15 protein-coding genes are annotated in these 11,710 nt (G+C 60.2%); 12 read left to right on the top strand and 3 right to left on the bottom strand.

Annotation, left to right across the window (positions count from 1 at the left end; all coding sequences use genetic code 11):
- Positions 1 to 34: 34 nt before the first annotated feature.
- Entirely contained in the window at positions 35 to 874 is an 840-nt protein-coding gene (galU, locus tag E1K68_RS14010) for a UTP--glucose-1-phosphate uridylyltransferase GalU (RefSeq protein ID WP_003173830.1), read from the bottom strand.
- A gap of 310 nt (positions 875 to 1,184) precedes the next feature.
- Here galU and E1K68_RS14005 point away from each other — a divergent pair, with 310 nt between their 5' ends.
- Together E1K68_RS14005 and E1K68_RS14000 are read left to right on the top strand one after the other, a co-directional pair.
- Positions 1,185 to 1,370 carry a hypothetical protein gene (locus E1K68_RS14005; protein WP_003191311.1) on the top strand — a complete coding sequence of 62 codons (186 nt, stop codon included), beginning with the start codon at positions 1,185 to 1,187 and terminating at the stop codon, positions 1,368 to 1,370.
- Between the two features lie 136 nt (positions 1,371 to 1,506).
- Positions 1,507 to 1,788, top strand: coding sequence for a hypothetical protein (locus tag E1K68_RS14000; RefSeq protein WP_003191312.1), 282 nt, complete (start codon positions 1,507 to 1,509; stop codon positions 1,786 to 1,788).
- 5 nt (positions 1,789 to 1,793) lie between these two features.
- Here E1K68_RS14000 and E1K68_RS13995 read toward each other — a convergent pair whose 3' ends face one another.
- Positions 1,794 to 2,024, bottom strand: a complete 231-nt coding sequence (locus E1K68_RS13995; protein ID WP_003191314.1) for a hypothetical protein — start codon at positions 2,022 to 2,024, stop codon at positions 1,794 to 1,796.
- Between the two features lie 145 nt (positions 2,025 to 2,169).
- Positions 2,170 to 2,520 carry a hypothetical protein gene (locus E1K68_RS13990; protein ID WP_003191317.1) on the bottom strand — a complete coding sequence of 117 codons (351 nt, stop codon included), beginning with the start codon at positions 2,518 to 2,520 and terminating at the stop codon, positions 2,170 to 2,172.
- A gap of 212 nt (positions 2,521 to 2,732) precedes the next feature.
- Between E1K68_RS13990 and E1K68_RS13985 the strand changes: the two genes are divergently transcribed.
- The 10 genes from E1K68_RS13985 to E1K68_RS13940 all read left to right on the top strand — a co-directional run bounded on the left by E1K68_RS13985 (position 2,733) and on the right by E1K68_RS13940 (position 11,696).
- Positions 2,733 to 3,035, top strand: a complete 303-nt coding sequence (locus E1K68_RS13985; RefSeq protein WP_003191319.1) for a DUF1883 domain-containing protein — start codon at positions 2,733 to 2,735, stop codon at positions 3,033 to 3,035.
- A 26-nt stretch (positions 3,036 to 3,061) separates the two neighbouring features.
- A complete protein-coding gene (locus E1K68_RS13980; RefSeq protein ID WP_003191320.1) occupies positions 3,062 to 3,229 on the top strand; it encodes a hypothetical protein in 168 nt (55 codons plus the stop codon).
- A 3-nt stretch (positions 3,230 to 3,232) separates the two neighbouring features.
- The gene (gene alkB, locus E1K68_RS13975) at positions 3,233 to 3,898 is read left to right on the top strand and encodes a DNA oxidative demethylase AlkB (RefSeq protein WP_003191321.1); all 666 of its coding nucleotides are present in this window, start codon (positions 3,233 to 3,235) and stop codon (positions 3,896 to 3,898) included.
- 75 nt (positions 3,899 to 3,973) lie between these two features.
- Entirely contained in the window at positions 3,974 to 5,047 is a 1,074-nt protein-coding gene (ada, locus tag E1K68_RS13970; RefSeq protein ID WP_212614261.1) for a bifunctional DNA-binding transcriptional regulator/O6-methylguanine-DNA methyltransferase Ada, read from the top strand.
- Positions 5,048 to 5,118: 71 nt separating this feature from the next.
- The gene (locus E1K68_RS13965; protein WP_057711339.1) at positions 5,119 to 6,183 is read left to right on the top strand and encodes a nitronate monooxygenase; all 1,065 of its coding nucleotides are present in this window, start codon (positions 5,119 to 5,121) and stop codon (positions 6,181 to 6,183) included.
- 112 nt (positions 6,184 to 6,295) lie between these two features.
- Positions 6,296 to 7,048: a molybdate ABC transporter substrate-binding protein gene (gene modA / locus E1K68_RS13960; RefSeq protein ID WP_003191327.1), complete on the top strand. Its 753-nt coding sequence runs from the start codon at positions 6,296 to 6,298 to the stop codon at positions 7,046 to 7,048.
- Positions 7,049 to 7,729 carry a molybdate ABC transporter permease subunit gene (gene modB / locus E1K68_RS13955; RefSeq protein WP_003191329.1) on the top strand — a complete coding sequence of 227 codons (681 nt, stop codon included), beginning with the start codon at positions 7,049 to 7,051 and terminating at the stop codon, positions 7,727 to 7,729.
- A 5-nt stretch (positions 7,730 to 7,734) separates the two neighbouring features.
- Positions 7,735 to 8,814 (top strand): molybdenum ABC transporter ATP-binding protein, encoded by a 1,080-nt coding sequence (gene modC, locus E1K68_RS13950; protein WP_120248080.1) that lies wholly within the window; start codon positions 7,735 to 7,737, stop codon positions 8,812 to 8,814.
- A gap of 74 nt (positions 8,815 to 8,888) precedes the next feature.
- The gene (locus E1K68_RS13945; protein ID WP_094774771.1) at positions 8,889 to 9,938 is read left to right on the top strand and encodes a DNA topoisomerase IB; all 1,050 of its coding nucleotides are present in this window, start codon (positions 8,889 to 8,891) and stop codon (positions 9,936 to 9,938) included.
- 123 nt (positions 9,939 to 10,061) lie between these two features.
- The gene (locus E1K68_RS13940; protein ID WP_212614260.1) at positions 10,062 to 11,696 is read left to right on the top strand and encodes an ABC-F family ATP-binding cassette domain-containing protein; all 1,635 of its coding nucleotides are present in this window, start codon (positions 10,062 to 10,064) and stop codon (positions 11,694 to 11,696) included.
- Positions 11,697 to 11,710 lie beyond the last annotated feature (14 nt).

The following is an 11,710-nucleotide window of genomic DNA, read 5'->3' as shown; positions in this document are numbered from 1 at the left end:
TGGCTTTCGCTTAAAACGTACCGGCAAGCGTGAATCAGTAAGCCTTGCCCGTCTTGTAGAAATGCTCGTAGCAGAAGTTGGTCGCTTCGATGTAACCCTCAGCACCGCCGCAGTCGAAACGTTGGCCCTTGAACTTGTAGGCAATCACGCAACCGTCTTTGGCTTGCTTGAGCAGAGCGTCGGTGATCTGGATCTCGCCGCCCTTGCCTGGCTCGGTCTCTTCGATCAGCTTGAAGATGTCCGGGGTAAGGATGTAACGACCGATGATCGCCAGGTTCGACGGTGCATCTTCCGGTGCTGGCTTCTCGACCATGTCGCGTACACGGATCAGGCCATCGCCAATATCATCACCGGCGATAACACCGTACTTATTGGTTTCGGTTGGGTTGACTTCCATCACCGCAACGATGGTGCAACGGTATTTCTGGTAGAGCTTGACCATCTGGGTCAGTACACCGTCGCCTTCCAGGTTGACGCACAAGTCATCCGCCAGGACCACGGCGAACGGTTCGTCACCGATCAGCGGGCGGCCGGTAAGGATGGCGTGGCCAAGGCCTTTCATTTGAGTCTGACGGGTGTAGGAGAACGAGCACTCGTCGAGCAATTTACGGATACCGACCAGGTATTTTTCCTTGTCGGTGCCCTTGATCTGGTTTTCCAGCTCATAGCTGATGTCGAAGTGGTCTTCCAGCGCGCGCTTACCACGACCCGTGACGATGGAGATCTCGTTCAAACCGGCATCCAGAGCCTCTTCCACACCGTACTGAATCAGTGGCTTGTTCACCACTGGCAGCATTTCTTTGGGCATGGCTTTGGTCGCTGGCAAGAAGCGAGTGCCGTAACCGGCTGCTGGGAACAAGCATTTCTTGATCATATGAGTCCTTACAAAGGGCTGTGCGTACGGAATTCGGCGCAGTCTAATCAGGCCGCAGTCACCTTACAATGGGTCCTGCTGGCGTTGCGATGTCATCATAGAGAAAAAATGTCGGCGTAAGTTCCGCTGATCCTGCAAAGGGTGTCACCAACGGTCAGTCAGCCCCCGACTTGGCCCCTTGTTTAAAAGGGCTGCAATGGTTTTAGCACGCTTTTGCCCCTCTGGCACTGACCCGCAACAACTTGCGCCCTGCCCCGGCATTTGGCGCTATCATGGGCGCCTTGAACCAAGACCACGAGATTGCCAACAGATGTCAGAACCCAAAGGTGTAAACGGCTACCTGATCACGAAGCGAGCAGATGGCTGGCACTTGATCAATTTTCACGGCGACAGCGTTGCCGGTGTATTCGAAACCGAGAGCATGGCGATTGCCGTCGCTGAAGTGTTTGTGGATGAGGCGGGCCATGCATCGAGCAAGCGGCCGAAAACCAAGTAAGCCTCATGTGTTGCGCAAGAAGCCCCGTGAAAGGGGCTTTTTTGTTTGTCTGTACCTAGATGGCCGTTCGCTATAACCTTCGACAACGCCACGACAGTGTCAGCGCGCCCTTCCAATACCTCGATGACGAACCTCTATGAAAAAGATCCTGGCACTGACCGCAGTACTGGCACTCGCCGGCTGCACTACCGCTTCCGACACCTTGCTGAAAAATGGCGAACAAGGCTTGACCATCGACTGCTCGGGCGAGGCCAATTCATGGGCCAGTTGCTACGAGAAAGCGGACGCATCCTGCGCGGGCACCGGTTACCGCATCGTCGGCACTAACGGAACGCCGGCGCTCAAGGAGAGCGACAAGACCTTGGGCCAGGACGTGGGCAACTTCAAAGGCCGCAGCGTGGTGGTGGTCTGCAAGTAAGCCTGCTACAGGTGCACTTCAGCAAACTTGATCCCCAGGCCACGCAGGGTTTCGATCAGGTCATCCAGGCGCGCAAATGATTCGACCTCATCCTGCTCGTCCACCAGGAAGTAGCTGCGCCCGCCGCTCTTCTTGAAAAAAACGATCCACTCGCCCAAGTCGGCGGGGTTCTGGATGACATGGGTGGCTGAAATCTGGCCTTCAGCATGGCGGGCTTTGACGTGTTCTCGTTTCATAACGGGCTTTCCAGAAAAACAAATGCCGCTCAAACCCAGGGTTTGAGCGGCATCTTTGTAGTGAATGCCCGACAGTTTAACGGATGCAGGCCGTCCCTGCAGGGTGATGGCTTTTTTTATCGGGTTTGAGGGATGAGCCTGTGGCTCAACCGGAAATGCACTCTTCCCCTGCCTTCTTCACGTCGCCCGGGCGGATGGGCACATTGGACATGCTTTCATAAAGCTTGATGCTGCTACCGCTGGAGCGGTCTTCAATTTCAAAGATTGCCGAGGGGTCTGCCGAGAATTTCTGCGGCACGATCACCTGAATACCGTCTTTATGGGGCTCGATCTGCGGCGGCCGACGGGTCGCCTCCAATTTGCGCACCACACACGCCGCATATTCCTGCGGTTTCTTCCCTGAGATGACCACCAATGTTGGCGGGGTCTGCTTGATATCTGCAACCGAAGCACACCCACCTATTGCCAAGGCCAGCACCAACACACTCCACTTCATACAAAAACCTCCGATAAAGACCCTACGACAGCGGGGATGGTAATTTTCTCCCACCAACGTAGGATTTATCTGTGATAACTCGGTAAATAACTGTTTTAAATTGTCGAAGTCGTCGACGACGGCCCGATAATAAACGCGCTGGGGCTGATAAACTCCATCTTAACCTACGTATCGTTCTGATTTTTCAGAAAAAGCCCTTCTGGAGACACCTCATGAAATTCATCCACCAGCGTGAGCACCTCAACGAGGGAGACATTGTCGTCATCGAATGCTCGCAGACCTGCAATATTCGCCTGATGAGTGATGCGAACTTTCGCAGTTTCAAAAACGGCGGCCGCCATACCTACCACGGCGGCGCATTTGATAAATTCCCGGCCAAGATCACCGCACCGAGCACCGGCTTCTGGAACATCACCCTGGATGTGGTGACCCGTCGCGCCATCAGCGTGACCCGCAAGCCTGCGTTGTCCCACAAGATCCGTATCGTTCGTCGTACCAGCAGCAAGCTGAGCTGACCCGAACACCTGACAGGAAAAAAGCTGTGACCACCACAACCAAATACGTCATCAAGTACAAGCTCAACGGCGAACGCCGCTTTGAATTCGCCCAGTTGCATAGCAACAGCGTCGATGAAGCCAAGCAAGCCTTGGCGAAAATTCATGATGCCAGCGACGAAATCACCGACATCAATGTGAGCAAGGCGCTGTAAGCCATGCCGGGCCCTACCGCCGATTTGTTTGCCGATGATGCCTTGCAACAGCCTGCCGGGCGCGAGCAAATTGGCGAAGAATCCTACGTACTGAAGGGCTATGCCCTGCCCTGGATCGAGCGGTTATTGCCTGAACTGCGGCGTGTCCTGGCTCAATCACCGTTTCGGCAGATGGTCACCCCCGGCGGCTTTACCATGTCGGCGGCGCTGAGCAGTTGCGGCGAGCTGGGCTGGACCACCGACGCCCGTGGCTATCGCTACAGCCCACTCGACCCGCGCAGCCAGCAACCCTGGCCCGTCATGCCCGCCACATTGCGCCAGCTGGCGGTGGCAGCGGCTACCGAGGCCGGTTTCAGCGGTTTTCAACCCGATGCCTGCCTGATCAACCGTTACGTACCGGGGGCGAAAATGTCCCTGCACCAGGACAAGAATGAGCGCAGCTACAGCGCGCCCGTGGTCTCGGTGTCCCTGGGGTTGCCGGCGGTTTTCCTGTTCGGTGGCCATTCGCGCAGCGACAAAACCCAAAAGGTTTCGCTGTTTCATGGTGATGTGGTGGTGTGGGGCGGCGTTGATCGCCTGCGCTTTCATGGCGTGATGCCAATCAAGGACGGCGTACATCCGGTCATGGGCCCGCAGCGCATCAACCTGACCTTTCGCACCGCTGGGTAATTTGACCGCAAGCTTCGGAGTGTCGGGCGCGAGCGGCGGGCTTAATCTGCTCCGGAACCGTCAAGAGTGCAGGCCATGAACAACGAACACGATCCGCGCTGGGCTGCGATTATTGCCCGTGATGCCAAGGCTGACGCGCTATTTGTCTACGGCGTGAAAACCACCGGCGTGTATTGCCGCCCCAGCAGCGCCTCGCGCTTACCGCGCCCGGAAAATATCGAGTTCTTCGACACGCCGGCGCAGGCCGAGGCCGCCGGTTATCGCCCGAGTAAACGCGCTGCCGGCGACCAGACCCAGTTGGCCGCTCACCATGGGCAACTGGTGGCCGAGGCCTGCCGGCAAATCGAACAAGCCCAAACCCCGCCTAGCCTGGACATGCTCGCCCAATGCGCCGGGTTGAGTCCGTTTCACTTCCACCGCGTATTCAAAGCCAACACCGGGTTGACCCCAAAGGGTTACGCCAGCGCCCTGCGTTCGCGCAGAGTGCGCGACGGCCTCAAGGGCCAGCATTCGGTGACGGACACCCTGTACAACGCGGGCTTTAATTCCAATAGCCGCTTTTATGAAGCCGCCGACCAAGTGCTCGGCATGAAACCCCGAGACTACAAAGGCGGCGGCGCCAATAACACCATCCGCTTTGCCGTTGGCCAATGCTCGCTGGGGGCGATTCTGGTGGCGCAAAGCCAACGTGGCGTGTGTGCGATTTTACTGGGCGATGATCCGGACAAACTGGTGCGCGACCTGCAAGACCAGTTTCCCAAGGCTGAGTTGATCGGCGCGGATCAGGGTTTCGAACAACTGGTGGCCCACGTCGTCGGCTTTGTCGAAGCCCCTGCCGTGGGCCTGGATTTGCCCTTGGACCTGCGCGGCACGGCCTTTCAGGAGCGGGTGTGGCAGGCGTTGCGCGAAATCCCTGCGGGCAGCACCGCCAGCTATGCGCAGATTGCCGAGCGTATCGGTGCACCCTCCTCCTTTCGCGCCGTGGCCCAGGCTTGCGGTGCCAACCACCTGGCGGTGGCGATTCCCTGTCATCGCGTGGTGCGCAGCAATGGCGAGCTGTCGGGCTACCGCTGGGGCGTAGAGCGCAAGCGCCAGTTACTCGAGCGTGAAACCCAGCCCCACAAAACGCCGCTTCCGTCCAGTGAATAAAACAGACTGGCCGGGTGCTGATTGCCCTGCTAAAACAGCGAAAAGCCCTACTAACGCTGGAGAAGCACCCCATGAGCACCTGGCCAGACACCCGCATCCTTGACCTGTTGGGCATTGAGGTGCCGATTATCCAGGCGCCGATGGCTGGCGCGACGACCACCGCCATGGTCATCGCCGCCCAGCAAGCCGGTGCCCTGGGCTCCATGCCTGCGGCGGCGCTGAGCCAGGAGCAACTGCGCGAGGCCTTGGCCCTCATTCGCCAGGCCAGTCATGCGCCGCTAAACGTCAACTTCTTCTGCCATCAACCGCCCGATGTCGATGACGCGCGGGACCAGGCTTGGAAGGCCTTGCTGCAACCTTACTACCATGAACTGGGCGCCGACTTCGATGCGCCAACGCCGGTATCCAACCGCGCGCCGTTCAACGACGCAGCCTGCCAAGTGGTAGAAGAGTTTCGGCCAGAAGTAGTGAGTTTTCACTTTGGCTTGCCAGAGAAGTCCTTACTCGACCGGGTAAAAGCCACCGGTGCCAAGGTGCTGTCATCGGCCACCACCGTCGAGGAAGCCGTGTGGCTGGAACAGCACGGCTGCGACGCGATTATTGCCATGGGTATTGAAGCCGGAGGGCATCGTGGCCTGTTCCTCAGCGATGACCTCAACAGCCAGATCGGCTTGATGGCGCTGCTACCGCAGATTGTCGACGCGGTCAGCGTGCCGGTGATTGCTGCGGGCGGAATCGGCGATGCGCGTGGCATCGTTGCGGCCTTTGCCCTCGGCGCTTCGGCCGTGCAGATCGGCACGGCCTACCTGTTCACGCCCGAAGCCACTGTAAGCGCCTCCCATCACCATGCGCTGCGCCATGCCCAGGCCAGCGAAACCGCGCTGACCAACCTGTTTACCGGCCGCCCGGCGCGGGGCATCGTCAACCGGGTGATGCGTGAACTCGGCGCCATCAACCCGGCGGCCCCGGCGTTCCCCAAAGCCGGAGGCGCATTGATGCCGCTCAAGGCCAAGGATGAGGCCGGTTTCAGCAACCTGTGGGCAGGCCAGGCCCTGGGGCTGGGCAAAGACCTGTCCACCTACGACCTGACCCGCCAATTAGCCGAGCACAGCTTGAGCAAACTCACCCGCGGCTGATTTGAGCAGCAACTTGGCACTGTACCGGCAATGGCCAACCGCTATATATTCCCATACATAGCGGTAAGCCCTCTTTCCTACACCCTGCCGTACACCTTCAAGGAGTTGCCTCATGATGACCCGCGTTTCGCGCCTGGCCCCCCTGCTTGCCGCCTTTGCCTTGGGTACGGCCCATGCCGATGAAGTTCAGGTGGCCGTGGCCGCCAACTTCACCGCCCCGATCCAGGCGATTGCCGCCGACTTCGAGAAAGACACCGGCCATAAACTGGTCGCGGCTTACGGTGCCACGGGGCAGTTCTACACCCAGATCAAAAATGGCGCGCCTTTTGAAGTGTTCCTCAGCGCCGATGACACCACCGCGCAAAAACTCGAAAGCGAAGGCGCTACCGTCAAGGGCTCACGCTTTACCTACGCGGTCGGTACCCTGGCGCTGTGGTCGGCCAAAGAAGGCTATGTGGATGCCAAGGGCGAGGTGCTGAAGAAAAATGAGTTCAAGCATTTGTCCATCGCCAATCCCAAGGCTGCACCCTACGGCTTAGCCGCCACCCAGGTGCTGGCCAGAGAAGGCTTGACTGACAAGGTCAAGGACAGGCTCGTCGAAGGCCAGAACATCACCCAGGCTTATCAGTTTGTTTCCACCGGCAACGCCGAGTTGGGTTTTGTCGCTTTGTCGCAGATCTACAAGGACGGCAAAGTCACCAGCGGTTCGGCGTGGATTGTTCCGGCCTCCCTGCATGACCCGATCAAACAGGACGCCGTGATCCTCAACAAGGGCAAGGACAGCGCCGCCGCCAAGGCCCTGGTGGACTACCTCAAAGGCCCGAAAGCCGCTGCCGTTATCAAATCCTACGGTTACGAGCTGTAAATGCCCCTGTCGAGTGCTGATTTTTCTGCGATCTGGTTGACCCTCAAACTGGCCTCGCTGACCACTCTGATCCTGTTGATCATCGGCACACCGATCGCCCTGTGGCTGTCGCGCACCCGTTCCAAGTGGCGCGGCCCCATTGGAGCAGTGGTCGCACTGCCGTTGGTGTTGCCGCCAACGGTCATCGGTTTTTACTTGCTGTTGGCCATGGGGCCCAACGGCTACGTCGGCCAGTTCACCCAGTGGCTGGGCCTGGGCACCCTCACCTTCAGCTTCGCCGGGCTGGTGATCGGCTCGGTGATCTACTCCATGCCCTTCGTGGTGCAGCCGTTGCAGAACGCGTTTTCTGCCATCGGTACGCGCCCGCTGGAAGTGGCCGCGACCTTGCGCGCCAACCCGTGGGACACGTTTTTCACGGTGATCCTGCCGCTGGCACGCCCTGGGTTTATCACCGCCTCGATCCTGGGCTTTGCCCATACCGTCGGTGAGTTCGGCGTGGTACTGATGATCGGCGGCAATATCCCGGACAAGACCCGTGTCGTCTCGGTGCAGATCTACGACCACGTCGAAGCCATGGAATATGCCCAGGCCCATTGGCTGGCCGGGGCCATGGTGGTGTTCGCCTTCCTCGTGTTGCTGGCGCTCTATTCCAGCCGTAAAACCAAGATGGGCTGGAGCTGATCGCCATGATGGATATACGCCTGCAGCTGAAGTACTCCGCCTTTGCATTGGATGTGGACCTGCAATTGCCCGGCCGTGGCGTGAGCGCGCTGTACGGGCATTCTGGCTCCGGCAAGACCACCTGCCTGCGCTGCATCGCAGGTTTAGAACGCGCCGAACACGGCTTTGTGCAAATCAACGACGAGGTCTGGCAAGACAGTCGCAAAGGGCTGTTTGTGCCGCCACATAAACGCGCTTTGGGCTATGTGTTCCAGGAGGCGAGCCTGTTTCCTCACCTGTCGGTGCGCGCCAATCTGGAGTTCGGCCTCAAGCGTATTCCACGCCCGCAGCGGCGCGTGGGCATGGCCCAGGCCACCGAACTATTGGGCATCGGGCATTTGCTTGAGCGTCACCCGCAACACTTGTCCGGCGGCGAGCGTCAGCGCATCGGCATCGCCCGTGCCTTACTCACCAGCCCCAGGCTGTTATTGATGGATGAACCGCTGGCGGCCCTGGACAGCCCGCGCAAAAGCGAGATATTGCCTTACCTGGAACGCCTGCACGACGAGCTGGATATCCCGGTGCTCTACGTCAGCCACGCCCAGGACGAAGTGGCGCGGCTGGCTGACCATATCGTCTTGCTCAGCGACGGCAAAGCCCTGGCCAGCGGCCCTATCGGCGAAACCCTGGCGCGCCTCGACCTGCCCCTGGCGCTGGGCGACGATGCCGGCGTGGTGATCGCTGGCAGCGTCGTCGCCTACGACGCGCACTATCAGTTGCTCACCCTGCAGTTGCCCGATTGCCCGTTGCAGATGCGCGTGGCCCATGCCCCGCTGGCGGTGGGCAACCCACTGCGGGTCAAGGTCCAGGCGCGGGATGTGAGCCTGAGCCTGCAGGCCGAAGAACACAGCAGCATCCTCAACCGCTTGCCGGTGACCGTCACCCAGACTGTCGGCGCGGACAACAGCGCCCATGTGCTGGTGCGCCTGGACGCCGGCGGCACGCCCTTGCTGGCGCGCATCACGCGCTTCTCCCACGACCAGTTGCAACTGCATCCGGGCCAGACACTGTGGGCGCAAATCAAGGCGGTGGCAGTGCTAGCTTAACCATTTGGCACGACCGCAGGGTGCTGCGGTCAATCAGACATACCGGCCTGATTTGTTGCCAAGGAACCCGTCCCATGCCTGACTCTTCGTTACCCGCCGACCTGCCCCGCGACCTGCATTATGTGGATGACACCCAGCCCGGCATCCGCCGTAAAAAAGTGCGAGGCACGTTCCAGTATCTGAACGCCAAGGGCGAGCGCATTACCGACGCGGACGAAATCAAACGCCTGAACGCCTTGGCGGTGCCACCCGCCTACACCGACGTTTGGATCTGCGCCGACCCTCGCGGCCACCTGCAAGCCACCGGCCGCGACGCCCGTGGCCGCAAGCAATACCGCTACCACCCACGCTGGCGCGAGGTGCGTGACAGCGACAAGTATGCGCGCTTGCAGGCCTTTGGCGCCGCCTTGCCCAAATTGCGCAAACAGCTCGAAGCGCAAATCGCCGAACCCGGGTTTACCCGCGAAAAAGTGCTGGCCACGGTGGTGATGTTGCTGGACGCCACGCTGATCCGCGTCGGCAATACCCAATATGCCCGCGAGAACAAGTCCTACGGCCTGACCACCCTGCGCAACCGCCATGTGGACATCAAGGGCAGCGAGATCCAGTTCCAGTTTCGTGGCAAAAGTGGCGTGGAGCATCAAGTCAGCGTAAAGGATCGGCGCCTGGCGCGGGTGGTCAAGCGCTGCATGGAATTGCCGGGGCAAAACCTGTTCCAGTACCTGGACGAAGACGGTGAGCGGCATACCGTCAGCTCCCAGGACGTCAATGACTACCTGCACAGCCTGACCGGCGAAGATTTTACCGCCAAGGACTACCGCACCTGGGCCGGCACGGCGATGGCGCTGGCGGTGTTGCGCGAGTTGGCGTGGCAGCCCGAATCCGACGCCAAGCGGCATGTGGTGGCGATGGTCAAGGATGTCGCCCGGCAGTTGGGCAACACGCCGGCGGTGTGTCGCAAGTGCTATATCCACCCGGCGGTGCTTGAGCATTTCAGCCTCGGCCAATTGTCGAAGTTGCCCAAGCCGCGGGTGCGCAAAGGCCTGAAAGCCGAAGAGGTCGCACTGGCGATGTTCTTGGAAAAACTGGCCGAAGACTTGCCGCACAAAGTTAACGTGGGTTAGGCTCTGCCTCCCTTCTGACTCACGGGATGACCGCCGACGTGAACATCTAAGCCTTCCAGAATGTATCTGCAACGAGCCGCCTGGCGCGCTTGTTGGCCTGTTCGACATTTTTTGGAGGTGCTGATGACTGACGTCAAACGGCTGCCCGCGCTTGTTTCCCTGCAACACCTGTCTTTCCAGTTCGCCAATGGCGAAACCTTGCTGGCGGACGTAAACCTGTCCGTTGATCAAACGCCTACCGGTATCGTGGGGCGCAATGGACGGGGCAAAAGTATCCTGGCGAAATTGATGGCCGGCGTGCTACTGCCCTCCTCCGGCACCCTGAAAAAACCCGCCAATGTTGCCTATGTGCCCCAGGCCATCGCGGTTCAAGCAGGGCAAACCATCGCCGATATCACCGCAACTGCCGCGGCCTTGGCTGCCCTTGAGCGCATGGCCCGGGGCGATGCACGCCTCGGTGACCTGGAGCTGATCGACGACCGCTGGGACCTGGCCGAACGCCTGCGTCACGCGCTGGATGCAGCGGGTTTGCCAACCCTCAGCGCCAGTACCCCGGCCGATCAACTCAGTGGCGGCCAACTGGCCAGGGTCGCGCTGATCGGGGCGTTGTTGGCGGCGCCGCAGTTGCTGATTCTGGATGAACCCAGCAATCACCTTGACGCTGCCGGACGCGATTGGCTGTTGCATGTGTTGCGCGATTGGCGCGGCGGGCTGGTAGTGGTCAGCCATGATAGACAGTTGCTCAACGTCATGGGTCGCATCATTGAGCTGTCGCCCCTGGGCATTCAGGTCTATGGCGGCAACTACGATGCCTATCGCCAGCAACGCGACACCCACCAGCAGGCCGCGATTGCTGCGTGGGAACAGGCGCGTCTGGCCCGCAGCCGCGAGCGTCGGCGCCTGCAAAAAGATCACGACGACCTGCAGCGCCACGCCGCACGCGCACGTAAACAGGCCGAGACCGCCAACGTCGACCGTTTTACCAGGGCACGCTGGAAAAGCGCGGCAAAGGAAGTCGTCAGCAACGTGCGCAGTGCCCATCATGCGTGCAAAAACCAACTCGACGCCCAGGTACGTCAAGCTTACGAGCGCGTGGTGGATGAGACGCCCACACTGCTCGCATTACCAGGCTCGAGCGTCCCCAATGGTCGCCAGGTACTGGTGCTGGAACAGGCGCAGTTGCCTTGGCTCGATCCGCTGGCACCCGCCAGCTACCTGACGCTCAACCTGACAGGCCCGGCTCGCGTTGCCGTACGTGGGCCAAACGGTTGCGGCAAATCGACCTTGCTCAAACTGCTTGCAGGCCTTTGGCGGGCGGTCAGTGGCGAATGCACCGTGGCGGTGCCGAGTGCCTATATCGATCAACACCTGGCGCTGCTGGATGACCGGCGCAGCCTTGTCGAGCAACTTAACCTGCTCGACACGCCCCTGGCCGAAGCCGAACTGCGCACACGCCTGGCGTTATTGCAGCTGGACGCGCTGCGGGTTACGCAGCCCGCAGGGCAACTCAGCGGCGGCGAGCGCTTGAAAGCCGCGATGGCCGTTGCCCTCTGGCGTGAGACACCGGCGCAATTGCTGTTATTGGATGAACCCACCAATCACCTGGACCTGGAATCGGTGCTGGCGTTTGAGCAGGCATTGAAGGGGTTTACCGGCGCGCTGCTGGCCGTGTCCCATGACGAGGCATTCTTGCAGGCGATCGAGCCGACTCACCATCTGACGTGGCACGCCACCGGCTGGCAACTGGAGCGTGTCTGAGGTCATTGCGCGGA

The sequence above is a fragment of the Pseudomonas sp. B2021 genome (assembly GCF_018135665.1).
In the GTDB taxonomy this organism is placed as follows: Bacteria; Pseudomonadota; Gammaproteobacteria; order Pseudomonadales; family Pseudomonadaceae; genus Aquipseudomonas; species Aquipseudomonas lactis.
The sequence above is the reverse complement of the archived record's forward strand: the minus strand, read 5'-3'. Positions and strand labels throughout refer to the sequence as shown.